Source organism: Pseudomonas sp. PB101, from assembly GCF_009764265.1.
GTDB lineage: Bacteria > Pseudomonadota > Gammaproteobacteria > Pseudomonadales > Pseudomonadaceae > Aquipseudomonas.
The window spans coordinates 31618-54976 of record NZ_RWIR01000079.1 but is presented as its reverse complement, the minus strand read 5'-3'; the positions used below and the strand labels follow the sequence as shown (position 1 = coordinate 54976).

Sequence of the window (23359 nt, the reverse complement as noted above, 5' to 3'; positions counted from 1 at the left end):
GATTATTGCCTTCTGGAGTCTTGAACATGGGTTTGTTAGTGGATGGCCGCTGGCAGGACAAGTGGTACGAAAGCAGCAAGGACGGCGCGTTCCAGCGTGAACAGGCGCAACGTCGCAACTGGGTTACGGCTGACGGCCAACCCGGCCCTAGCGGTGTCGGCGGTTTTGCAGCCGAGCCTGGTCGTTATCACCTGTACGTGTCCCTGGCTTGTCCATGGGCCCATCGCACGCTGATCCTGCGCAAGCTCAAGGGTCTGGAAAGCCTGATCGATGTGTCGGTGGTCAGCTGGCTGATGCTGGAAAACGGCTGGACCTTCGACAAAACGTTGGGCTCGACCGGCGACAAACTCGACGGCTTCGCATTCATGCACCAGCGCTACACCGCCGATACCGCCGACTACACCGGCCGCGTCACCGTGCCGGTGCTCTGGGACAAACAGCAGAAGCGCATCGTCAACAACGAATCGGCGGAAATCATCCGCATGTTCAACAGCGCCTTCGATGATTTGACCGGCAATGACCTGGACTTCTACCCGGCCCCGCTGCGCAGTGAGATCGATGCGCTGAACGAGCGGATCTATCCGGCGGTGAACAACGGCGTGTACCGCGCCGGTTTTGCCACCTCGCAACAGGCTTATGAAGAAGCTTTCGATGATGTGTTCGCAGAGCTGGACCGACTGGAGCAGGTGCTGGACGCCAACCGTTACCTGACCGGCGAATACCTGACCGAAGCGGACATCCGCCTGTTCACCACGCTGATTCGCTTCGATGCGGTGTACTTCGGGCACTTCAAGTGCAACCTGCGGCGCATTGCCGATTATCCGAACCTGTCGAACTGGCTGCGGGAGATTTATCAGTGGCCGGGGATTGCCGAGACGGTGGATTTCACCCACATCAAGCATCACTACTACGCCAGCCACAAGACCATCAATCCAACCGGGATTGTGCCAAAAGGTCCAGAGCAGGATTTCACCGCGCCCCATGATCGGGAGCGGTTGAGCGGGAAAGGGGTTTGGCGCAGGGCCTGAGATTTGCGTAGGTTTTGAAGGCCCCATCGCTGGCAAGCCAGCTCCCACAGTGATCCATGTGATGTTGAAGACTGCAGCTTCAACACAAAATCTGTGGGAGCTGGCTTGCCAGCGATGGGGACACCCGGGTTTCAGAGTTGCCCCTGAGCCCCTTCAAACCACGCCAGTTTTTCGCGCAATTGCACCACTTCACCGACGATCACCAATGTCGGCGCATGCACTTCATGCTCCGCCACCAATCGCGGCAAATCGGCCAGGGTGCCGGTAAACACTCGCTGGTTGACCGTAGTGCCCTGCTGGATCAACGCCGCCGGGGTATCGGCACCGCGACCGTGCTTGATCAACTGTTCGCAGATGACCGGCAAGCCCACCAGTCCCATGTAGAACACCAGGGTTTGCGCCGGGGCCACCAGATCGGCCCATGGCAAATCGCTGGAGCCGTCCTTGAGGTGGCCGGTGATGAAACGCACCGACTGCGCGTAATCGCGGTGGGTCAGCGGAATCCCGGCATAGGCTGCACAACCACTGGCTGCCGTGATCCCCGGCACGACCTGGAACGGGATGCCATTGGCTGCCAGTTCCTCGATCTCTTCACCACCACGACCGAAGATGAACGGATCGCCGCCCTTCAATCGCACCACGCGCTTGCCTTGCTTGGCCAGGTCCACCAATTGCTGGTTGATCTGCTCCTGCGGCACCGCGTGATCGGCACGGCGCTTGCCGACATAAACCCGCTCGGCGTCGCGGCGGCACAGCTCGAGGATCGCCGGTGCGACCAAGCGGTCGTACAGCACCACGTCGGCTTGCTGCATCAGACGCAATGCCTTGAACGTCAGCAGATCGGGATCACCCGGCCCTGCACCCACCAGATAGACCTCACCGGTCGCGACCGGCGCCTCGCCGTCGATTTTCGCCTGCAGCAGACGCTCGGCTTCAGCGCCCTGCCCGGCCATTTGCCGATCGGCAACCGGGCCCTGGAAAACATCTTCCCAGAACGCCCGACGCTGCTGCACATCCGGAAACAGTCCCTTGACCTGATGACGGAAGCGCGCAGCCAGTCCGGCCAGTTGACCATAGGTGGAAGGAATCCAGGTTTCGATCTTGGCCCGGATCAAGCGCGCCAGCACCGGCGCATCGCCGCCGCTGGAAACGGCAATGATCAAGGGCGAACGATCGACGATCGCCGGGAAAATCACGCTGCACAGGGCCGGCGCGTCCACCACGTTGACCGGCACGCAACGCCGATGGGCATCGGCGGAGACTTGCGCGTTCAGCGCTTCATCGTCGGTGGCGGCGATGACCAGCCCGCAACCGTCCAGGTCCGTTTCGGCGTAGCCACGCAACAGGCACTCGCCACCGCTGCCGGCAACCAGTTCGCGCAGTTGCGCTTCGATTTCAGGTGCAACCACCCGCAGCAGCGCACCGGCATCGGCCAGCAGGCGGGATTTGCGCAAGGCGATCTCCCCCCCACCGACGACCAACACACGACTGCCGCGAAGGTTGTGGAACAGCGGCAGATATTTCATTTAGCCGATGACCTCGAGGCCACCCATGTACGGCTTCAGCACGTCCGGCACGCGAATCGAACCGTCGGCTTGCTGATAGTTCTCGAGCACCGCCACCAGGGTACGGCCGACTGCAAGACCGGAACCGTTCAGGGTGTGCACCAGTTCCGGCTTGCCGGTTTCCGGGTTGCGGAAGCGCGCTTGCATCCGACGGGCCTGGAAGTCGCCGCAGTTGGAGCACGACGAGATCTCGCGGTACTTGTCCTGGCTCGGGATCCACACTTCCAGGTCGTAGGTCTTGACCGCGCTGAAGCCCATGTCGCCGGTGCACAGCGCCAGGGTGCGGTAAGGCAGCTCCAGCAGTTGCAGGACTTTCTCGGCGTTGGCGGTCAGGCCTTCCAGCGCTTCCATCGACTGCGACGGCTCGACGATCTGCACCATTTCGACCTTGTCGAACTGGTGCTGGCGGATCATGCCACGGGTGTCACGTCCCGACGCACCGGCTTCGCTGCGGAAGCACGGCGTATGGGCAACGAACTTGATCGGCAGCAGTTTCGAATCGACGATTTCACCGGCGACGATGTTGGTCAGCGACACTTCGGCGGTCGGAATCAGGTACAGGTCGGCCTCGCCTTCGCGCGCGATCTTGAACAGGTCTTCTTCGAACTTCGGCAGCTGGCCGGTGCCTTGCAGCGCCGGGGCCTGGACCAGATAAGGCGTGTAGGCCTCTTCGTAGCCGTGCTCGGTGACGTGCAGGTTGATCATGAACTGCGCCAGGGCGCGGTGCAGACGGGCAATCGGGCCGCGCAGCAGAGCGAAACGGGCGCCGGACAGCTTGGCGGCGGTTTCGAAGTCCAGCCAGCCGAACTTCTCACCCAGGGCCACGTGGTCCTGAACCGGGAAATCGAAGGCCGTCGGGGTGCCCCAGCGACGCACTTCGACGTTGCCGTCTTCGTCTTCACCGACCGGTACCGATTCGTGCGGCAGGTTGGGGATACCCAGCAGGATCGAATCCAGATCGGTCTGGATCGCGTCCAGTTCGACTTTACCGGCGCTCAATTCGCCCGCCATGCGCTCGACGTCCGCCATCAGCGGCGCGATGTCTTCGCCGCGCTGCTTGGCCTGACCGATGGATTTGGAACGCGCATTACGTTCAGCCTGCAGTGCTTCGGTGCGGGTCTGGACGGTCTTGCGCTGTTCTTCCAGCGCTTCGATGCGCGCAACATCCAGGGTATAGCCACGGGATGCCAGGCGGTCCGCTACGTCCTGAAGGTTGCTACGTAACAGTTTGGAATCGAGCATGTCGGTTTCTCGTTTATCAAAGTTTGGTCAAGGACAGGCCGGCCCAGGTGGCAAGCAGCCCGCCGAATACGCTGAGCGCCGCATAGCCCAAGGCCAGCAGCACTTGCCCGCTTTCCAGCAGGCGCACCGTATCCAGTGAAAAGGATGAAAAAGTCGTCAGCCCCCCGAGGAAGCCGACCATCAACCCGGCACGCACCTCGATGGGCACCTCCGGGCGTATCAAAAACAGACCGTATAGAACGCCGATCAGCAAACAGCCCACGATATTAACGGCCAGCGTCGCGGTATAGAAGTGCCGCGGCCAATTCGCGTTGATCCAGTTGCCCGTGGCGAAGCGCAACAGCGTGCCGGCCATCCCGCCGACGGAAACCGCAACGATCAGTGCAAGCACTATTTTCTCCGCTGCCTTGGGCTTAAACGGTCGAGTTTTGCCAGGTGATTGAGCTTCTCGCCGATTTTCAGCTCCAGGCCACGGGGCACCGGTTGATAGAACGGGATCGGGTCGAGTTCTTCCGGGAAATAGTCTTCGCCGGCGGCATACGCGTCCGGCTCATCGTGGGCATAACGGTATTCATCGCCGTAGCCCAGCTGCTTCATCAGCTTGGTCGGCGCATTGCGCAGGTGCAGCGGCACTTCCAGCGAGCCGTGTTCGGCGGCGGCGCGCAGTGCGGTCTTGAAGCCCATGTACACCGCGTTGCTTTTTGGTGCGCAGGCCAGATAGGTGATGGCCTGGGCCACCGCCAGTTCGCCTTCGGGGCTGCCCAGGCGCTCCTGCACTTCCCACGCGGCCAGGCACAGGCTCAAGGCGCGCGGGTCGGCGTTGCCGATGTCTTCGCTGGCCATGCGCACTACGCGGCGTGCCAGGTACAGCGGGTCGCAACCGCCGTCGATCATGCGCGCGAACCAGTACAACGCGCCGTCGGGGTTGGAGCCTCGCACCGATTTGTGCAGCGCGGAAATCTGGTCGTAGAAGGCTTCACCGCCCTTGTCGAAGCGTCGGCGGGTGTCACCGAGCAGGCTTTGCAGGAGTTCGGTGCCGATTTCGCTGTTGTCTTCCGCCAGGTCCGAAGCGTTTTCCAGCAGATTGAGCAGGCGTCGGCCATCACCGTCGGCGGCCGACAGCAGCATCTGGAAGCCTTCGTCGCTGAGGGTCAGGTTGCGCTTGCCCAGGCCCCGTTCTTCGCTCAGCGCGCGCTGCACCAGTTTGCGCAGCGCCGTTTCGTCGAGGCTTTTCAGCACATAGACGCGCGCACGGGAGAGCAAGGCGTTGTTGAGTTCGAAGGAAGGATTTTCCGTGGTCGCGCCGATGAAAATCAGCGTGCCGTCTTCGACATACGGCAGGAACGCATCCTGCTGGGATTTGTTGAAGCGATGCACTTCATCGACGAACAGGATGGTGCGGCGACCGTACTGCGCGGCCTGCTGCTTGGCGATTTCCACCGACTGGCGGATCTCCTTGACCCCGGCCAGCACCGCCGAGACCGTTTCGAAGTGCGCGTCCGAGACTTCGGCGAGCAATCGCGCCAGGGTCGTCTTGCCCACGCCAGGCGGCCCCCAGAAAATCATCGAATGCAGGGCACCCTGCTCCAGCGCTTCGCGCAAGGGCTTGCCGCGAGCGAGCACGTGTTCCTGACCGACGTACTCGTCCAGATTGGCCGCGCGTAAACGGGCGGCCAGGGGCTGGGCGATGGGGGTGCTGCGAAACAGGTCCATCACGTACTTTTAAAACCTCGCTATGAACACCGCATCCCCCTGTAGGAGCCGGCTTGCTGGCGATGGTGGGTCAGTCGACATTAATGTTGAATGACAAACCGCCATCGCCAGCAAGCCGGCTCCTACAAGGGTTGTGCGTGTTACTCCTGGATCACGTCCGCACCCTTGGGGATGTCGAACTTGAACTTGGACGCCGGGATCGGCTCGTTGGCCTTCACCCCGGTGAACAGGATATTAGTGCGCTGGCCGACGCTGTCGATCAGTTGCATGTCATTGACCAGACCATTGCGGAACGACAGGCGCAGGCTGTCGAACAAGGTGTCCTTGGTTTTCGGCTTCAAGGTGAAGTCGATCACGCCACCGGCTTCCTTGGCGCTGATGTCGAAGCTCTGGCTGATCTTGGACACGTCACCGGACAGCAGCAAGGCCGGCGTCTGGGTCAGGCGCTGGTCGAGGTTCTTGATGGTGGCCTGTTCCAGGTCCGGGTCCCACAGGGTGACCTTCTTGCCGTCGGAAATCATGGTCTGTTCGGCCGGTGCATCGGTGTGCCAGTAGAACAGGCCCGGGCGCTGCAGGGACATCTCGCCAGCGGTTTCCTGCAACTGGGTGCCGGTGCCATCCAGGGTCAGTTGCGAGAAACGCGCGGTCAGGGTCTGGGATTTTTCCAGCAATTGGGTCAGGCGCGCCACGTCCTTGTCATCGGCGTGAGCCTGGAGCGTGGTCAAGGCCAGTACCGGCAGCAACAGCATGCGGATCAGACGCATGGGAGTCCTCATAACATTCGTGGGAGTGCGGGCGGCGCCAACGGCACCGCCCCTTTCATACTCGGTCAGTCGCGCACCGGGCCCGGGGCCAGGACTTCACGCGAACCGTTGGTGTTCATGGACGTCACGACCCCGGCCATTTCCATGGCTTCGATCATGCGCGCGGCGCGGTTGTAGCCGATCTTCAGCTTGCGCTGAACCGCGGAAATGGAGGCGCGACGGCTTTCCAGCACGAACTGCACCGCTTCGTCGTACAGTGCATCGGCCTCGGGATCGTCACCGTCGCCGCCACCGCTGCTACCTTCAAAGCCGCTACCGGCCTCTTCGACGCCATTGAGGATGTCGTCGTTGTATTCCGGCGCGCCACGCAACTTCCAGGCTTCCACCACGCGGTGAACCTCGTCGTCGGACACGAAAGCCCCGTGAACTCGAATCGGCAGGCTGGTACCCGGCGGCATGTAGAGCATGTCACCGTGGCCCAGCAGTTGCTCGGCGCCGCCCTGGTCGATGATGGTCCGCGAGTCGATCTTGCTCGATACCTGGAACGCCATACGGGTCGGGATGTTGGCCTTGATCAGACCGGTGATCACATCCACCGACGGACGCTGGGTCGCGAGGATCAAGTGAATACCGGCCGCACGCGCCTTCTGGGCGATACGGGCGATCAGTTCTTCAACCTTCTTGCCGACGATCATCATCATGTCGGCGAATTCGTCGACCACCACCACGATGGTCGGCAGCTTTTGCAACAGCGGCGCTTCGTCGTGGATGCTTTCGCGCTTGTACAGCGGATCGCTCAACGGCGTGCCGGCGTCCTGGGCTTCCTTGACCTTGGCGTTGAAGCCCGACAGGTTTCGCACACCCATCTTGGCCATCAGCTTGTAGCGTCGCTCCATCTCGGCAACGCTCCAGCGCAGGGCGTTGGCGGCGTCCTTCATGTCGGTGACCACCGGGCACAGCAGGTGCGGAATACCTTCGTAGATCGACAATTCCAGCATCTTCGGGTCGATCATGATCAGCTTGGCGTCTTCCGGGCCGGACTTGAACAGGATCGACAGGATCATCGCGTTCACGCCCACCGACTTACCGGAACCGGTAGTACCGGCCACCAGCAAATGCGGCATCTTCGCCAGGTCGGTGATGACCGGCTTGCCGCCGATGTCGTGGCCCAGGGCCAGGGTGACCGGCGACTTGAAGTTGTCGTACTCGGGGGTCGACAGGACTTCGGAGAAACGCACGATCTGCCGGTCTTCGTTGGGAATCTCGATACCGACCGTGGTCTTGCCCGGAATCACTTCCACCACGCGCACGCTGGTCACGGCCAGGGAGCGCGCAAGGTCCTTGGCCAGGTTGGCGATACGGCTTACCTTGACGCCAGCGGCGGGCTGGATTTCGTAACGGGTAATCACCGGACCCGGATGGATCGAATCCACGGTGACTTCGACGCCAAATTCCTTGAGCTTGATTTCCAGCAGGTGGCCAACCGCCGCCAGGGATTCAGGCGAATAATTGAGCTGTTTCTTTTCCGCCGGGTCGAGAATCGAGATCGGCGGCAAGGTGCCTTCCACGGCGCTGTCGACGAACAGCGGCGCCTGCTTCTCTTTTTCGACGCGTTTGCTCGGTGCGGCGGGTTTTGGCGGTGCAGGCGCAATCACCGGCGGCACCTGCTTCTCGCGCTCTGACATGTGCTTGCTCAGCGCCTGTTCACGCTCGATCAGGCGCTCCTTGACCTTGGCCTGCTCGCGCTTGTCGGTGACGCTCGGCGCGACCACTTCATCCATACGGTCGTCGACTGCACGCAACTGGGCAACCAGCTGTTTGCGCTCGGTACGAGCCGCCCACCAGCGATTGGCCGCGCCCTGGAACAACTCGAACAGGTCGAGGGTGATCTTGCCGGTGATGTCCATCACCTTGAACCACGACAGGTCGGTAAACACGGTCAGGCCGAACAGGAACAACGCGATGAACAACAGCGTGCTGCCCTGGATGTTCAGGGCGTTCCTCGCCAGCTCGCCGAGGCTTTCCCCCAGCGCACCGCCCGCCCCGGCCGGCAGGCCGGTCGCGGCATGGAAATGGATATGGGCCAGGGCGGCGCCGGACAACACCAGGAACACCAGGCCGATCAGGCGCCAGGAGAACAGCCAACCGCTCCACTGCCAGGGTTCGTGACGCTGGCGGAAGATCTGGTACGCCTTGATCGCCAGCAGCAACGGGAAGATGTAGGCGAAGTAACCCAGCACCATGAACAGGATATCGGCGCTGTAGGAGCCCGCTGGCCCGCCGAAGTTCTGCACGTCGTCGATCTTGCTGTTATGGCTCCAGCCCGGATCATCCTTGCCATAGGTCAACAAGGCCATCATCAGGAACAGGCACAGGGCTCCGATGGCGATCAGCGCACCTTCCTTGAGTCGGTAGTGCAAGTGCTGGCGCCAGAGTGGAACGACGGCTGGTTTAGGTGCTGCGGTGGATTTCTTCAAAACGCTTCTTTTCCTGCGCCATGGGCGCGTCCATCTGGTGAATGTCTATAAAAACTGCGAAAAAACCGCCCAATCCAGGCAGGTAAAAAAGTTAACACGTGTAACCGGGACTACTTTTAACACTGCGCCCCGGTTTTTATAAACACGGTGCGCACTGAATATATGTAACACGCAGGGCATTGTACGGGTTTGTGCGCACGACGCCATGCCTGAGACCCTTGGGTGTAGCATAGTCAACAGCACATGACATGCTGTTCAATTTGAGCACGCATTCTCTTTTGTGACAAAGGCTTATGAGGTGTTTTTATGAGCGAAGCGAAGCATTCCCGCCTGATCATCCTGGGCTCCGGCCCTGCCGGTTACAGCGCAGCCGTTTATGCCGCCCGCGCCAACCTCAAGCCCGTTGTCATCACCGGCATACAGGCAGGTGGCCAGCTCACCACCACGGTCGAAGTGGATAACTGGCCAGGCGACGTCGAAGGCCTGACTGGACCTGTGCTGATGGATCGCATGCAAAAACACGCCGAACGCTTTGCCACCGAGATCGTTTACGACCACATCCATACCGCCAAGTTGCAACAACGGCCGTTCGAACTGATCGGCGATGGCGGCACCTACACCTGCGACGCACTGATCATTGCCACCGGCGCTTCTGCGCAATACCTGGGCCTGCCCTCGGAAGAAGCGTTTGCCGGCAAAGGGGTTTCGGCTTGTGCGACCTGTGACGGATTTTTCTATCGTAATCAGGTGGTTGCAGTGGTCGGCGGCGGCAATACGGCGGTCGAGGAAGCCTTGTACCTGTCGAATATTGCCAAGGAAGTGCACCTGGTGCATCGTCGCGACAAGTTGCGTTCGGAGAAGATCCTCCAGGACAAACTCTTCGAAAAAGCCGCCAACGGCAATATCCGCCTGCACTGGAACCAGAACCTGGACGAGGTGCTTGGCGATGCCAGCGGCGTGACCGGCGCCCGTCTGCGCGACAGCCAAACCGGTGAAACCCGGGAGCTGCCGCTGGCCGGGGTGTTTATCGCCATCGGCCATAAACCCAACACCGACCTGTTCACGGGCCAGCTGGAAATGCGCGACGGCTATCTGCTGGTCAGGGGCGGTAGCGAAGGCGATGCCACCGCCACGGCGATTGCCGGTGTGTTTGCCGCCGGCGACGTGGCCGACCACGTTTATCGCCAGGCCGTTACGTCTGCCGGGGCCGGCTGCATGGCGGCACTGGACGCGGAAAAATACCTCGACGACATTCCCACCGTTTGAAGGCAAACTTATGGCGGGCCCACACCCGCCACTGCCCTCCCCTTCTGCAAGCCCGGATGCCATGCTGACTTGGTTACAACGTAATACCATGCTTTTCCCACCGCTGGAAAAGGCCATGCGCGACCCCAACGGGCTTCTGGCTGCCGGCGGTGATCTGTCCGCCGATCGGCTGATCTCGGCTTATCGCCACGGCTGCTTTCCATGGTTTTCCGAAGGCCAGCCAATTCTGTGGTGGTCTCCGGACCCGCGCACGGTCTTGTTTCCCGACGAATTGCACATCTCGCGCAGCCTGAACAAACTGCTGCGCCAGCAACGCTATCAAGTGACCTTCGACCAGGACTTCGCCGCCGTCATCCGCGCCTGCGCCGCACCCCGGGATTACGCCGACGGCACCTGGATCACCGAGGCAATGCAGGATGCCTACATCGAACTGCACCGACGTGGTCACGCGCACTCGGTGGAAGTGTGGGACGGCGACGAACTGGTCGGCGGGCTGTATGGCCTGGCGATGGGCCAGTTGTTTTTCGGCGAGTCCATGTTCAGCCGCGCCGACAACGCCTCGAAATTCGGCTTTGCCACATTGGTCCGGCATCTGAAAGACTCGGGTTTTGTGCTGATCGATTGCCAGATGCCCACCGATCACCTGCACAGCCTGGGTGCCCGGGCCATCCCCCGCCGCGAGTTTGCCAACTATTTGGCCAGGCACCTGGACCAACCCAACACCGCCACCTGGGTTTGCTGAGCGACATTTGCGCGCGTGGCTTACACTTATTCAAAAGCATTATCCCGAGGGTTGATCATGACCGAGTTGGCGCGTTTGAAGTTCTATGCCACTCAGCCGCACTCTTGCAGTTATCTGCCGGAGGAACAGGCCACAACCCTGTTCCTCGACCCTAGCCAGCCCATGGATGTGCATGTCTATGCAGACCTGTCGGAGATGGGTTTTCGTCGCAGCGGCGATCATCTCTACCGGCCGCATTGCCAGAATTGCAATGCGTGCGTTCCGGCGCGCATCCCCGTGGGACAGTTCACGCCCAACCGGCAACAGAAACGCATCTTCAAGCGCAACGCGGATTTGCAGGTGCGCCCGGCCAAGCCCTGTTTCAACGAAGAGTATTTCGATCTTTACCAGCGCTATATCGAACAACGGCATGCCGACGGCGACATGTACCCGCCCAGTCGTGACCAGTTTTCGACTTTCCTGGTGCGCGACCTGCCGTTTTCACGGTTCTATGAGTTCCGCCTGAACGGCCGGCTGCTGGCCGTCGCCGTCACCGACTTGCTGCCGAACGGTCTTTCGGCGGTCTACACCTTCTATGAACCCTGCGAAGAGCGTCGCAGCCTCGGGCGCTACGCAATCCTCTGGCAGATCGGCGAGGCCCGACGGCTGGGGCTGGAGGCGGTCTACCTCGGCTACTGGATCAAAAACTGCAAAAAGATGAGCTACAAGACTCAATATCGCCCCATTGAGTTGCTGATTAATCAGCGCTGGGTGGTTCTAAACTAGAGCCGGCCCTAAACCCCTTGGCTTAAACCCCACTTTTCGGGCACAATGCACGCCGCTTTTGCCTGGCGCAGTTGCACCGGGCCATTCATTGGACACCGAGGGCTTTACTGCATGTCGAAAGAAGACAGCTTCGAAATGGAAGGCACTGTCGTCGACACCCTGCCCAACACCATGTTTCGTGTGGAGTTGGAAAATGGGCACGTCGTAACCGCGCACATCTCCGGCAAGATGCGCAAGAACTACATCCGTATTCTTACCGGCGACAAAGTGCGCGTAGAGCTGACTCCCTATGACTTGAGCAAAGGGCGCATTACTTACCGCGCCCGCTAATCAGGTCAATACAAGACGCCCGGCTTATGCCGGGCGTTTTTGTTTGCCTGCGATTTGGCGACCACCCCCCTCCTGTGGGAGCTGGCTTGCCAGCGATAGCGGACTGTCAGCCAATAAAGATGCTGACTGGGACGGCCTCATCGCGGGAAAGCCCGCTCCCACAGGGATTTGGTGTGTTTTGGCAGATAGCAAAAAGGCGCCTCTCGGCGCCTTTTTGTTTTGCTTCTGAACGTCAGGCCATTTCGGCCGTGGTCTCGAACTCGAAGGTCAGTTCGCCGTCCTTGATGTCGATGTGCACCACACCGCCATGCTCGGCCAGTTCGCCAAAGAGAATCTCCTCCGCCAGCGGACGCTTGATCTTGTCCTGGATCAGGCGAGCCATTGGGCGAGCACCCATCGCCGCGTCGTAGCCACCTTCGGCCAGCCAGCTGCGGGCCGCATCGGTGACTTCCAGCAGTACTCGCTTGTCTTCCAGCTGCGCCTGGAGTTCGGTAAGGAACTTGTCCACCACGCTCTTGATGACCTCATGGCTGAGGCGACCAAACTGGATGATGGTGTCCAGACGGTTGCGGAATTCCGGCGTGAAGCTCTTCTTGATCACTTCCATAGCATCGGACGAGTGATCCTGATAAGTGAAACCGATCGAAGCCCGGGCTGCGGTCTCGGCACCGGCGTTGGTCGTCATGATGACGATCACGTTACGGAAATCCGCCTTGCGCCCGTTGTTATCGGTCAACGTACCGTGGTCCATCACCTGCAGCAGCAGGTTGAAGACTTCCGGATGCGCCTTCTCGATCTCATCGAGCAACAGCACGCAGTGTGGCTGCTTGGTGATGGCTTCAGTGAGCAGACCGCCCTGATCGAACCCGACATAACCCGGAGGCGCACCGATCAGGCGCGATACGGTGTGGCGCTCCATGTACTCGGACATGTCGAAGCGAATCAACTCGACACCCAGCGCCTTGGCCAACTGACGCGCCGCTTCGGTTTTACCGACACCGGTAGGCCCTGCGAACAGGAACGAACCGACAGGCTTGTCAGGTGACTTGAGGCCGGCACGGGACAGCTTGATCGCGGTGGCCAGCGAGTCGATCGCCGCATCCTGACCAAACACGGTCAGCTTCAGGTCACGCTCGAGGTTACGCAGCAGTTCCTTGTCGGAACTGGTGACGTGTTTTGGCGGAATCCGCGCGATTTTCGCGACGATGTCCTCGACCTGTGGCACTTCGATGCGTTTCACACGCTTCTCGACCGGTTGCAGGCGCTGGTAGGCACCCGCCTCGTCGATGACGTCGATCGCCTTGTCCGGCATGTGCCTGTCATTGATGTAGCGCGAAGCCAGTTCGGCAGCCGCACGCAGGGCTTCATCACTGTATTCGATATTGTGATGGCTTTCGAAACGCCCCTTCAGGCCGCGCAGAATGCCGATGGTGTCTTCCACCGAAGGCTCCGACACATCGACCTTCTGGAAGCGCCGGGCCAAGGCTCGGTCCTTCTCGAAGATGCCGCGGAATTCCTGGAAGGTGGTCGAACCGATGCAACGGATATCACCGGACGACAGCAGTGGCTTGAGCAGGTTCGAGGCATCCATGACACCACCGGACGCGGCACCCGCACCGATGATGGTGTGGATCTCGTCGATGAACAGGATCGCCTGCGGACGTTTTTTCAGCTCATTGAGCAACGCCTTGAAGCGCTTCTCGAAATCGCCACGGTACTTGGTACCGGCCAGCAAGGCACCCAGGTCAAGGGAGTAAACCACGCTGTTGGCCAGCAGGTCCGGCACCTGGTTGTCGACAATGCGCTTGGCCAGGCCTTCGGCAATCGCGGTTTTACCCACGCCCGCCTCGCCCACCAGCAGAGGATTGTTTTTGCGGCGACGCGCCAGGATCTGCGCGACGCGCTCGACTTCCAGCTCACGACCTACCAACGGATCGATACGACCCTGGCGCGCGAGTTCATTGAGGTTGCTGGCATACGCATCCAGGGGATTGCCCGAGGAAGAAGACTCACCGCCCTCGTCGTCCTGCATATCTTGCTCACCTTCAGAGTGATCGCCATGCCCCGGCACCTTGGAAATGCCATGGGCGATGTAGTTGACGACATCTATACGGGCAACGCTCTGCTGCTTCAGCAGGAACACCGCCTGACTCTCTTGCTCACTGAAGATCGCGACCAGCACGTTGGCGCCAGTCACTTCGCGTTTGCCCGAGCTCTGTACGTGAAACACAGCACGTTGCAGGACACGCTGGAAGCCCAGGGTTGGCTGGGTTTCACGATCCTCGTCATGAACGGGAATCAATGGCGTGGTGGAGTCGATGAACTCCTGCAGGTCATGCTTGAGTTTGTCGAGGTTTGCGCCGCACGCACGCAGAACGGTGGCGGCAGCCTCATTGTCCAATAGGGCCAGCAAGAGGTGTTCGACGGTCATGAACTCATGACGCTTCGAACGAGCTTCCTTGAAGGCAAGATTGAGGGTGACTTCGAGCTCGCGGTTTAACATAGCTTCACCTCATACCCAAGTGGTCGGCGATTAACCGTCCTTCTCGATTTCACAGAGTAGCGGATGCTGGCTTTCCCTGGCGTACTGGTTGACCTGCATAGCCTTGGTCTCAGCGATGTCGCGGGTAAACACTCCACATACTGCCCGCCCTTCTGTATGGACGGCCAGCATGACCTTGGTCGCCAGCTCGCGATTCAGGTTAAAAAACACCTCGAGCACTTCGACGACGAAATCCATCGGTGTGTAGTCATCATTGAACAAAACCACCTTGTACATCGGCGGCGCCTGAAGTGCAGGCTTTGCTTCCTGAACAGCAATGCCTGCGGAATCGTCGTCGTGTGAATCAGGATGATCCTGATTGAATGTTAGTCGAATCTGGCTGATTGCATGCATGGAAAGAAAGGTTCGTCAGTTGTGCAAATACAGTGGTGGGGGCGGCTATCAGCGATTTCAACTCCGAGTGCCGGGTCAGCTTGACTATCGGCAAAAGGGTGTTACAACCAATAGAGCCCACAGTGGGTAAAAAAGGTCCGCGGAGTCAATCTTATTTTCAGATTCGACTGCGGATGTACTGGATGATACTCCAGTGATGGAGTCTGTTGCAGAGGGAGTTGGGTATGGCTGTCGGCAAGGTCAAGTGGTTCAACAATGCCAAGGGTTACGGTTTCATCATCGAGGACGGCAAGACAGAAGATCTGTTTGCCCACTACTCGGCCATTAAAATGGATGGTTATAAAACCCTGAAAGCCGGGCAAGCCGTCGTATTCGAGATTATCCAGGGCCCCAAGGGTCTGCACGCGGTCAACATCACCAATCCGGTGGACACCACGGCAACCACGTCACCCGTTGCTGAACAAACAGTTTCGGCTTAACACCACAGCGTTTTCCAGTCATTAAAAAACCGCCTGACTCAACTTCTTGAATCAGGCGGTTTTTGTGTGCCTGCAGTTTCTTACATGTGCGAGATCAGCGCGTCACCGAAACCGGAAGACGACACCAGCTTCGCGCCATCCATCAGACGTTCGAAGTCGTAGGTCACGGTCTTGGCGGAAATCGCGCCATTGGTGCCCTTGATGATCAGGTCGGCCGCTTCGGTCCAGCCCATGTGGCGCAGCATCATTTCAGCGGACAGGATCAGCGAACCCGGGTTGACCTGGTCCTTGCCGGCGTACTTCGGTGCCGTACCGTGGGTAGCTTCGAACATGGCCACGGTGTCCGACAGGTTGGCGCCTGGCGCGATACCGATACCGCCCACTTCCGCCGCCAGGGCGTCGGACAGGTAGTCGCCGTTCAGGTTCAGGGTCGCGATCACATCGTACTCGGCCGGGCGCAGCAGGATCTGCTGGAGCATGGCGTCGGCGATGGCATCCTTGACGATGACGTTCTTGCCGGTTTTAGGGTTCTTGAACTGCATCCACGGACCGCCGTCAAGCAGGGTCGCGCCGAACTCTTCAGCCGCCACTTCGTAGGCCCATTCCTTGAAGGCACCTTCGGTGAACTTCATGATGTTGCCTTTGTGCACGATGGTCAGCGAATCGCGATCATTGTCGACCACATATTGCAGGGCCTTGCGCGCCAGACGCTTGGTGCCTTGCAGGGACACCGGCTTGACGCCGATACCGCAGTTCTCGTCGAAACGGATCTTGGTAACGCCCATTTCTTCTTTCAGGAACTTGATGACCTTGGTGGCTTCCGGCGTACCGGCCTTCCACTCGATGCCGGCGTAGATGTCTTCGGAGTTCTCGCGGAAGATCGTCATGTCGACGTCGCCTGGCTTCTTGACCGGGCTAGGCACGCCTTCGAACCAGCGCACCGGGCGCAGGCAGACGTACAGGTCGAGTTGCTGGCGCAGGGCCACGTTCAGCGAACGGATGCCGCCACCGACCGGAGTGGTCAGCGGGCCCTTGATGGAAACCACGTAATCCTTGACCGCGTCCAGGGTTTCCTGAGGCAGCCAGGTGTCCTGATCGTAGACCTGAGTCGCTTTTTCCCCGGCGTACACTTCCATCCAGGAAATCTTGCGCTCGCCACCGTAAGCCTTCTTAACAGCAGCATCGACAACCTTGATCATGACCGGGCTGATGTCGACACCAATGCCGTCGCCTTCGATGAAGGGGATGATCGGGTTATTAGGAACATTGAGAGAATGGTCTGCATTGACGGTGATTTTGTCGCCGACGGCTGGAACCTGAATCTTCTTGTAACCCATGCTGAACTCCATTGATTGGATTGAACATCTGGCTTGGTTCGAGCGTAACCCAGTTGAATCGGCGCGCAAACCCTATGTTCCGTCCATCTGCCGCAAAGCCCCGAAACTCGCGAGCTACAAGCCTGAAAGCAAAGGGAAAAACGCCAAACTCAAGCACGACGAATGACCATACGCCCTGCTCGCCCCTGCGACCTTTAGACCAATGGACGACTTTCGTTGCGTATGAACCATCGGCAGATTGCCAGCTACCTATGTATAATGCCGCCGCTGACTAAAGGGTCACGTCAGGTTGAACAGCTCTACGACGAGTGTTTCCGCCAGTTAAGTCGATCTGTTACCGCAGCCCGGCTACTTGACACCCTACTGATGCACCCAACATCACAGCAACGAAACCTCGATATTCGGCTCATGGATGACTTTGAACGAACGCGCTTACCCGGCGCCCTCGAGTTTCTGCGCACGCTTTAGCAAAGAAGAGAGAGTTAATCCGAATATGCCCACCCGCTCGAAGATCATCTATACCTTCACCGACGAAGCTCCTGCCCTCGCCACCTATTCACTGTTGCCTATCGTAGAGGCGTTCACCGCCTCGGCTGATATCGCCGTTGAAACCCGCGATATCTCTCTTGCAGGGCGCATCCTGGCCAGCTTCCCCGAGCAACTGGGTGACAAAGCCGTAGCCGACCACCTCGCCGAACTGGGCGCCCTGGCCGTTACGCCTGAAGCCAACATCATCAAGCTGCCGAACATCAGCGCTTCGGTCCCACAACTGCAAGCCGCGATCAAAGAGCTGCAAGCTCAGGGCTATGCACTGCCGGACTACCCTGAGACCGTCACCAGCGACGCGGACAAAGAAGCCAAGGCGCGCTACGACAAGATCAAGGGCAGCGCCGTGAACCCGGTTCTGCGCGAAGGCAACTCCGACCGCCGCGCTCCGCTGTCGGTCAAGAACTACGCACGCAAGCACCCGCACAAAATGGGCGCCTGGGCCAAGGACTCCAAGTCCCACGTCGCGCACATGAGCACCGGCGATTTCTACGGCAGCGAAAAAGCCGCCCTGATCGACGCCGCTGACGCCGTGAAAATCGAACTGATCGCTCAAGACGGTACCGCTACCGTCCTGAAAGAAAAGACCAGCGTTCAAGCTGGCGAGATCCTCGATTGCGCCGTGATGAGCAAAAACGCCCTGCGCGCTTTCATCGCCGCTGAAATCGAAAGCGCCAAGGCACAAGGCGTGCTGCTTTCGGTTCACCTGAAAGCCACCATGATGAAGGTCTCCGACCCGATCATGTTCGGCCAGATCGTTGCCGAGTTCTATAAAGACGCACTGGCCAAGCACGCAGACGTGCTGGCACAGATCGGCTTCAACCTGAACAACGGCATCGGCGACCTGTACGCTCGCATCAAGGCCTTGCCTGCCGAGCAGCAAGCTGCGATCGAAGCTGACATCCAGGCGGTCTACGCCGTTCGCCCATCGCTTGCGATGGTCAATTCCGACAAAGGCATCACCAACCTGCACGTGCCGAGCGACGTGATCGTCGACGCCTCGATGCCGGCGATGATCCGTGACTCCGGCAAGATGTGGGGCACCGACGGCCTGCTGCACGATACCAAGGCCGTGATCCCGGATCGCTGCTACGCCACCATCTACCAGGCCGTGATCGAAGACTGCAAAGCCAACGGTGCGTTCGATCCGACCACCATGGGCAGCGTGCCAAACGTCGGCCTGATGGCGAAAAAAGCCGAAGAGTACGGCTCCCACGACAAGACTTTCCAGATCAAGGCTGACGGCGTAGTTCGCGTCACCGACAGCAAGGGCAACCTGCTGCTGGAGCAGTCGGTCGAAGCCGGCGACATCTTCCGCATGTGCCAGACCAAAGACGCGCCGATCCAGGACTGGGTCAAACTGGCCGTCAACCGTGCTCGCGCCAGCAGCACTCCAGCGATTTTCTGGCTGGACCCGATGCGCGCCCACGACGGCGTGGTGATCGAGAAAGTTCAGGCCTACCTGAAGGATCACGACACTGCCGGTCTGGACATCCAGATCATGTCGCCTGTCGACGCCATGAAGTACACCCTGCAGCGTACCCGCGACGGTAAAGACACCATCTCGGTAACCGGCAACGTACTGCGCGACTACCTGACCGACCTGTTCCCGATCATGGAACTGGGCACCAGCGCCAAGATGCTGTCGATCGTGCCGCTGATGAACGGCGGTGGCCTGTTCGAAACCGGCGCCGGCGGTTCGGCTCCGAAACACGTTCAGCAGCTGCTGGAAGAAAACTTCCTGCGCTGGGATTCGCTGGGTGAATTCCTCGCCCTGGCCGCATCCCTGGAACACCTGGGCGTGACCTACGACAATCCCAAGGCGCTGGTTCTGGCCAAGACCCTGGACCAGGCCACCGGCCAGTTCCTGGACAACAACAAGTCGCCATCGCGCAAAGTCGGCAACATCGACAACCGCGGCAGCCACTTCTACCTGGCGCTGTACTGGGCCCAGGCCCTGGCTGCCCAGGCTGAAGACACTGCACTGCAAGCGCAGTTCGCGACCCTGGCCAAGACCCTGACCGAGAACGAGGCGACCATCGTTGCCGAACTCAACGCCGTTCAGGGCAAGCCAGTGGACATCGGCGGTTACTACCACGCCGACGCCGAGCTGATCAGCAAGGCCATGCGCCCAAGCGCAACCTTCAACGCGGCGGTTGCTGCGCTGGTTTAAGGTTGTAAGGGAACATCACAAACCCCGGCCCTGTGCCGGGGTTTGTGTTTGTGCCTTTTGTAAATCGACACAAAACCCTGTAGGAGCCGGCTTGCTGGCGATAGCGGTTTATCATTCATATCTTCGTTGACTGATACGCCGCTATCGCCAGCAAGCCGGCTCCTACAGGGATCGCATTTCAACATCGAGGGCATTTTATGGACTGGAAACCCCACATCACCGTCGCCACCATCGTCGAAGATAACGGCCGCTTCCTGATGGTCGAGGAACTCAAGCACGGGCGCGTGGTGCTCAACCAGCCCGCCGGTCACCTTGACCCGCATGAAACCCTCACCGAAGCCGCCGTGCGCGAAACCCTCGAGGAAACCGGCTGGGACGTCGAAGCGACCGGCGTACTGGGCATTTACCTGTACACCGCACCGAGCAACGGCGTGACCTACCAGCGGGTGTGCTTCATCGCCAAAGCACTGAAACATCGCCCGGACTATCAACTGGACGACGGCATCGTCGGCGCCAAGTGGTTGACCCGCGAAGAATTAATCGAGCAGCGCGACAACTGGCGCAGCGAGCTGATCATCCGCTGCATCGACGACTATCTGGCAGGCAATCACTTCGGCCTCGAATTGATCCGTCCTTCTCTTTAGCCATGCAGGCTCCAGCCTGTTAGAATCGCGTCCTTTTTCAAGACACTCATTGAATCCCTATGCGTGATCCAGCCCCTTCTGACACACAAAAGAAGCGCGTCATTGTCGGCATGTCCGGCGGCGTGGACTCTTCCGTTTCCGCCCTCCTGCTGATCGAGCAGGGTTATGAGGTGGAAGGCCTGTTCATGAAGAACTGGGAAGAAGACGATGGAACGGAATACTGCACCGCCATGGATGACCTGGCGGACGCCCAGGCCGTGTGCGACAAGATTGGCATCAAGCTGCACACCGCCAACTTCGCCGCCGAGTACTGGGACAACGTGTTCGAGCATTTCCTCGCCGAATACAAGGCCGGACGCACGCCGAACCCGGACATCCTGTGCAACCGCGAAATCAAGTTCAAGGCGTTCCTCGACTACGCCATGGTGCTGGGCGCCGACCTGATCGCCACCGGCCACTACGTGCGTCGCCGCGACATCGACGGCCGCACCGAACTGCTCAAGGGCCTGGACCCGAACAAGGACCAGAGCTACTTCCTGCATGCCGTCGGCGGTGAACAGATCGCCAAGACCCTGTTCCCGGTCGGCGAACTGGAAAAACCACAGGTGCGCGCGATTGCCGAGAAGTACGAACTGGCGACCGCGAAGAAAAAGGATTCCACCGGGATCTGCTTTATCGGCGAGCGCCGCTTCAGCGACTTCCTCAAGCAGTACCTGCCGGCGCAACCGGGCGAGATCAAGACCACCGAAGGTGAAATCATCGGCCGCCACCACGGCCTGATGTATCACACCATCGGCCAGCGTCAGGGCCTGGGCATCGGCGGCCTGAAAGACGCCAGCGACGAGCCGTGGTACGTGCTGATCAAGGACCTGGAACACAACGAGCTGATCGTTGGCCAGGGCAATGATCACCCGTGGCTGTTCTCCCGCGCCCTGCTCGCTTCGGACATCTACTGGGTCAACCCGATCGACCTGACCGAGCCACGCAAGCTGACCGCCAAAGTGCGCTATCGCCAGAGCGACCAGCCCTGCACCCTGGAAAAAACCGCCAGCGGTTATCGCGCGACCTTCGACGATCCGCAACGCGCGGTGACTCCGGGCCAGTCCGTGGTGTTCTATGACGGCGAAATCTGCCTCGGCGGCGGCGTGATTGAAGTTGCCGAGCCGTGGACGAGCAAGGGCCAGGCCCTATGAACCCGATTCAGGAGCAACTGACAGCACTGGGCGGCGTGTTTCTTGCCGCTGTGCTGGTGGACAGGATTGCCAAGTCCGGCCAGACCAACGAAGCCGGCCTGACCTGCATGCTCGGCAGCCTGCTGATCCGCGACCCCAAGGACACCCTGGAAGTCTATGGCGGCGACGACATCAACCTGCGTGAAGGCTACCGCGCCCTGATCGGCGCCCTCGAGCGTGATCCAAGCGCCCTGCAGCGCGAGCCGCTGCGCTATGCCCTGGCGATGCTCGGCCTTGAGCGCCAACTGGCCAAGCGCGAGGACATGCTCGAGGTGATCGGCAAGCGTCTGCCGCAGATTCAGTCCCAGGTCGAACACTTCGGCCCGGCCCACGAAAACGTGATCGCCGCCTGCGGCGCGCTGTATCAGGACACCCTGAGCACCCTGCGCCAACGCATCCAGGTGCACGGCGACATGCGCAACCTGCAACAACCGAGCAACGCCTCGAAAATTCGTGCCCTGCTGCTGGCCGGCATCCGCTCGGCGCGCCTGTGGCGGCAATTGGGCGGTCATCGCTGGCAGTTGGTGGTCAGCCGTCGCAAATTGCTCAAAGAGCTTTACCCATTGATGCGTAACGAATAACCCGCATCGACAGCACCGAACTTAGCAATACGCGTAATACGCCGGTCAGTTGGCGACGGACCGGCGGATTTTTTCATGTATGATACGCGCCCCATTTCGTTGCCCGACTGTCCGAGAACACCCCATGCAGCTCTCTTCGCTCACTGCGGTTTCCCCTGTTGACGGCCGCTACGCCGGCAAAACCCAGGCCCTGCGCCCAATTTTCAGCGAGTACGGCCTGATCCGTGCCCGCGTCCTGGTTGAAGTGCGCTGGCTCCAGCGCCTGGCCGCTCACCCTGCCATCAGCGAAGTGCCGGCGTTCTCCGCCGAAGCCAATGCTGTGCTCAACACCCTGGCGGAAAACTTCTCTCTGGAGCACGCCGAGCGCGTCAAAGAGATCGAGCGCACCACCAACCACGACGTCAAAGCCATTGAGTACCTGCTCAAGGAGCAAGCGGCCAAGTTGCCGGAACTGGCCAAGGTCAGCGAGTTCATCCACTTTGCCTGCACCAGCGAGGACATCAACAACCTGTCCCACGCCCTGATGCTGCGCGAAGGCCGTGATGACGTGATGCTGCCGCTGATGCGCCAGACCGCCAACGCCATCCGCGAACTGGCCATCCGCTTCGCCGACGTGCCGATGCTGTCGCGCACCCACGGTCAGCCGGCCTCGCCGACCACCCTGGGCAAAGAACTGGCGAACGTGGTCTATCGCCTGGAGCGCCAGATCGCTCAAGTCGCTGCCGTGCCGCTGCTGGGCAAGATCAACGGCGCCGTGGGCAACTACAACGCTCACCTGTCGGCCTACCCTGAGATCGACTGGGAAGCCAACGCCCGCGCCTTCATCGAAGACGAACTGGGCCTGGGCTTCAACCCGTACACCACGCAGATCGAACCGCACGACTACATTGCCGAGCTGTTTGACGCGATCGCGCGCTTCAACACCATCCTGATCGACTTCGACCGCGACATCTGGGGCTACATCTCCCTGGGTTATTTCAAACAGCGCACCATCGCTGGCGAAATCGGTTCGTCGACCATGCCGCACAAGGTCAACCCGATCGACTTCGAAAACTCCGAAGGCAACCTGGGCATCGCCAACGCACTGTTCCAGCACCTGGCGAGCAAGCTGCCGATCTCCCGCTGGCAGCGCGACCTGACCGACTCCACCGTACTGCGCAACCTCGGCGTCGGCTTCGCCCACAGCGTGATCGCGTACGAAGCCAGCCTCAAAGGCATCAGCAAGCTGGAGCTCAACGAGCAGAAGATCGCCGCCGACCTGGACGCCTGCTGGGAAGTACTGGCCGAGCCGATCCAGACCGTGATGCGTCGCTACAACATCGAAAACCCGTACGAAAAGCTGAAAGAACTGACCCGCGGCAAGGGCATCAGCCCAGAAGCGCTGCAGACTTTCATCGACGGCCTGGACATGCCAGCCGCCGCCAAGGCCGAGCTGAAATTGCTCACCCCGGCCAACTACATCGGCAACGCTGTGGAACAAGCCAAGCGCATCTGATCGACCGCTAGACCCTTTTAAGACGCCCGGCCGCGCCGGGCGTTTTTATTCCCGTCTGAAAAGTGCATTTTTTCAATAGGTTAC

The 23359-nt window shown here is 60.1% G+C and carries 21 protein-coding genes; 12 read left to right on the top strand and 9 right to left on the bottom strand.

Features of this window, described 5'->3' with window-relative positions:
* The first annotated feature begins 26 nt into the window (after positions 1–26).
* Positions 27–1028, top strand: coding sequence for a glutathione S-transferase family protein (locus tag EI969_RS24460; protein WP_160390030.1), 1002 nt, complete (start codon positions 27–29; stop codon positions 1026–1028).
* 131 nt (positions 1029–1159) lie between these two features.
* On the opposite strand, the gene cysG is transcribed toward EI969_RS24460, so the two are convergent.
* The 6 genes from cysG to EI969_RS24430 form a co-directional block, all read right to left on the bottom strand.
* The gene (gene cysG / locus EI969_RS24455) at positions 1160–2554 is read right to left on the bottom strand and encodes a siroheme synthase CysG (RefSeq protein ID WP_160390029.1); all 1395 of its coding nucleotides are present in this window, start codon (positions 2552–2554) and stop codon (positions 1160–1162) included.
* Complete coding sequence (gene serS, locus EI969_RS24450; protein ID WP_160390028.1) at positions 2555–3835, bottom strand: serine--tRNA ligase; 1281 nt, start codon at positions 3833–3835, stop codon at positions 2555–2557.
* A gap of 16 nt (positions 3836–3851) precedes the next feature.
* The gene (gene crcB, locus EI969_RS24445) at positions 3852–4226 is read right to left on the bottom strand and encodes a fluoride efflux transporter CrcB (RefSeq protein WP_160390027.1); all 375 of its coding nucleotides are present in this window, start codon (positions 4224–4226) and stop codon (positions 3852–3854) included.
* Positions 4226–5548 (bottom strand): replication-associated recombination protein A, encoded by a 1323-nt coding sequence (locus tag EI969_RS24440; protein WP_160390026.1) that lies wholly within the window; start codon positions 5546–5548, stop codon positions 4226–4228. Before EI969_RS24440 ends, crcB begins: the two co-directional genes overlap by 1 nt.
* 140 nt (positions 5549–5688) lie before the next feature.
* Positions 5689–6312 (bottom strand): outer membrane lipoprotein chaperone LolA, encoded by a 624-nt coding sequence (gene lolA, locus EI969_RS24435; RefSeq protein ID WP_160390025.1) that lies wholly within the window; start codon positions 6310–6312, stop codon positions 5689–5691.
* Positions 6313–6377: 65 nt separating this feature from the next.
* Positions 6378–8789 carry a DNA translocase FtsK gene (locus EI969_RS24430; RefSeq protein WP_160390024.1) on the bottom strand — a complete coding sequence of 804 codons (2412 nt, stop codon included), beginning with the start codon at positions 8787–8789 and terminating at the stop codon, positions 6378–6380.
* Positions 8790–9095: 306 nt separating this feature from the next.
* Between EI969_RS24430 and trxB the strand changes: the two genes are divergently transcribed.
* The 4 genes from trxB to infA all read left to right on the top strand — a co-directional run bounded on the left by trxB (position 9096) and on the right by infA (position 11892).
* Positions 9096–10055 (top strand): thioredoxin-disulfide reductase, encoded by a 960-nt coding sequence (trxB, locus tag EI969_RS24425; RefSeq protein ID WP_160390023.1) that lies wholly within the window; start codon positions 9096–9098, stop codon positions 10053–10055.
* Positions 10056–10116: 61 nt separating this feature from the next.
* On the top strand, positions 10117–10797 hold the full coding sequence (gene aat / locus EI969_RS24420; protein WP_160390022.1) for a leucyl/phenylalanyl-tRNA--protein transferase: 681 nt from the start codon (positions 10117–10119) through the stop codon (positions 10795–10797).
* A gap of 57 nt (positions 10798–10854) precedes the next feature.
* Positions 10855–11562 (top strand): arginyltransferase, encoded by a 708-nt coding sequence (locus EI969_RS24415; protein WP_160390021.1) that lies wholly within the window; start codon positions 10855–10857, stop codon positions 11560–11562.
* A 111-nt stretch (positions 11563–11673) separates the two neighbouring features.
* Positions 11674–11892: a translation initiation factor IF-1 gene (gene infA, locus EI969_RS24410; protein ID WP_002553999.1), complete on the top strand. Its 219-nt coding sequence runs from the start codon at positions 11674–11676 to the stop codon at positions 11890–11892.
* A gap of 232 nt (positions 11893–12124) precedes the next feature.
* Here infA and clpA read toward each other — a convergent pair whose 3' ends face one another.
* Positions 12125–14395, bottom strand: coding sequence for an ATP-dependent Clp protease ATP-binding subunit ClpA (gene clpA, locus EI969_RS24405; protein WP_110660637.1), 2271 nt, complete (start codon positions 14393–14395; stop codon positions 12125–12127).
* A gap of 30 nt (positions 14396–14425) precedes the next feature.
* Entirely contained in the window at positions 14426–14788 is a 363-nt protein-coding gene (gene clpS / locus EI969_RS24400; protein ID WP_027925124.1) for an ATP-dependent Clp protease adapter ClpS, read from the bottom strand.
* A 224-nt stretch (positions 14789–15012) separates the two neighbouring features.
* Between clpS and cspD the strand changes: the two genes are divergently transcribed.
* Positions 15013–15267, top strand: a complete 255-nt coding sequence (gene cspD, locus EI969_RS24395) for a cold shock domain-containing protein CspD (protein WP_160390020.1) — start codon at positions 15013–15015, stop codon at positions 15265–15267.
* A gap of 80 nt (positions 15268–15347) precedes the next feature.
* Here the strand turns inward: cspD and icd are convergent, their stop codons facing one another.
* Positions 15348–16604, bottom strand: coding sequence for an NADP-dependent isocitrate dehydrogenase (gene icd / locus EI969_RS24390; protein ID WP_075947937.1), 1257 nt, complete (start codon positions 16602–16604; stop codon positions 15348–15350).
* Between icd and EI969_RS30300 the strand changes: the two genes are divergently transcribed.
* The 6 genes from EI969_RS30300 to purB all read left to right on the top strand — a co-directional run bounded on the left by EI969_RS30300 (position 16603) and on the right by purB (position 23275).
* Positions 16603–16770 (top strand): hypothetical protein, encoded by a 168-nt coding sequence (locus EI969_RS30300; RefSeq protein ID WP_178120805.1) that lies wholly within the window; start codon positions 16603–16605, stop codon positions 16768–16770. The two genes, icd and EI969_RS30300, sit on opposite strands and share 2 nt — an antisense overlap.
* 327 nt (positions 16771–17097) lie before the next feature.
* Positions 17098–19323 (top strand): NADP-dependent isocitrate dehydrogenase, encoded by a 2226-nt coding sequence (locus EI969_RS24385; protein WP_160390019.1) that lies wholly within the window; start codon positions 17098–17100, stop codon positions 19321–19323.
* A 197-nt stretch (positions 19324–19520) separates the two neighbouring features.
* Positions 19521–19967 carry an NUDIX hydrolase gene (locus tag EI969_RS24380; protein WP_160390018.1) on the top strand — a complete coding sequence of 149 codons (447 nt, stop codon included), beginning with the start codon at positions 19521–19523 and terminating at the stop codon, positions 19965–19967.
* A 59-nt stretch (positions 19968–20026) separates the two neighbouring features.
* Entirely contained in the window at positions 20027–21160 is a 1134-nt protein-coding gene (mnmA, locus tag EI969_RS24375; RefSeq protein WP_160390017.1) for a tRNA 2-thiouridine(34) synthase MnmA, read from the top strand.
* Entirely contained in the window at positions 21157–21780 is a 624-nt protein-coding gene (gene hflD, locus EI969_RS24370; protein WP_150717149.1) for a high frequency lysogenization protein HflD, read from the top strand. Before mnmA ends, hflD begins: the two co-directional genes overlap by 4 nt.
* A 124-nt stretch (positions 21781–21904) precedes the next feature.
* On the top strand, positions 21905–23275 hold the full coding sequence (gene purB, locus EI969_RS24365; protein ID WP_007972090.1) for an adenylosuccinate lyase: 1371 nt from the start codon (positions 21905–21907) through the stop codon (positions 23273–23275).
* Positions 23276–23359 lie beyond the last annotated feature (84 nt).

Coding starts and splice junctions, on each gene's coding strand:
- EI969_RS24460 (WP_160390030.1), top strand. CDS start 27: ATGGGTTTGTTAGTGGATGGCCGCTGGCAGGACAAGTGGTACGAAAGC.
- cysG (WP_160390029.1), bottom strand. CDS start 2,554: ATGAAATATCTGCCGCTGTTCCACAACCTTCGCGGCAGTCGTGTGTTG.
- serS (WP_160390028.1), bottom strand. CDS start 3,835: ATGCTCGATTCCAAACTGTTACGTAGCAACCTTCAGGACGTAGCGGAC.
- EI969_RS24440 (WP_160390026.1), bottom strand. CDS start 5,548: ATGGACCTGTTTCGCAGCACCCCCATCGCCCAGCCCCTGGCCGCCCGT.
- lolA (WP_160390025.1), bottom strand. CDS start 6,312: ATGCGTCTGATCCGCATGCTGTTGCTGCCGGTACTGGCCTTGACCACG.
- trxB (WP_160390023.1), top strand. CDS start 9,096: ATGAGCGAAGCGAAGCATTCCCGCCTGATCATCCTGGGCTCCGGCCCT.
- aat (WP_160390022.1), top strand. CDS start 10,117: ATGCTGACTTGGTTACAACGTAATACCATGCTTTTCCCACCGCTGGAA.
- EI969_RS24415 (WP_160390021.1), top strand. CDS start 10,855: ATGACCGAGTTGGCGCGTTTGAAGTTCTATGCCACTCAGCCGCACTCT.
- infA (WP_002553999.1), top strand. CDS start 11,674: ATGTCGAAAGAAGACAGCTTCGAAATGGAAGGCACTGTCGTCGACACC.
- clpA (WP_110660637.1), bottom strand. CDS start 14,395: ATGTTAAACCGCGAGCTCGAAGTCACCCTCAATCTTGCCTTCAAGGAA.
- clpS (WP_027925124.1), bottom strand. CDS start 14,788: ATGCATGCAATCAGCCAGATTCGACTAACATTCAATCAGGATCATCCT.
- cspD (WP_160390020.1), top strand. CDS start 15,013: ATGGCTGTCGGCAAGGTCAAGTGGTTCAACAATGCCAAGGGTTACGGT.
- EI969_RS30300 (WP_178120805.1), top strand. CDS start 16,603: ATGCTGAACTCCATTGATTGGATTGAACATCTGGCTTGGTTCGAGCGT.
- icd (WP_075947937.1), bottom strand. CDS start 16,604: ATGGGTTACAAGAAGATTCAGGTTCCAGCCGTCGGCGACAAAATCACC.
- EI969_RS24385 (WP_160390019.1), top strand. CDS start 17,098: ATGCCCACCCGCTCGAAGATCATCTATACCTTCACCGACGAAGCTCCT.
- EI969_RS24380 (WP_160390018.1), top strand. CDS start 19,521: ATGGACTGGAAACCCCACATCACCGTCGCCACCATCGTCGAAGATAAC.
- mnmA (WP_160390017.1), top strand. CDS start 20,027: ATGCGTGATCCAGCCCCTTCTGACACACAAAAGAAGCGCGTCATTGTC.
- hflD (WP_150717149.1), top strand. CDS start 21,157: ATGAACCCGATTCAGGAGCAACTGACAGCACTGGGCGGCGTGTTTCTT.
- purB (WP_007972090.1), top strand. CDS start 21,905: ATGCAGCTCTCTTCGCTCACTGCGGTTTCCCCTGTTGACGGCCGCTAC.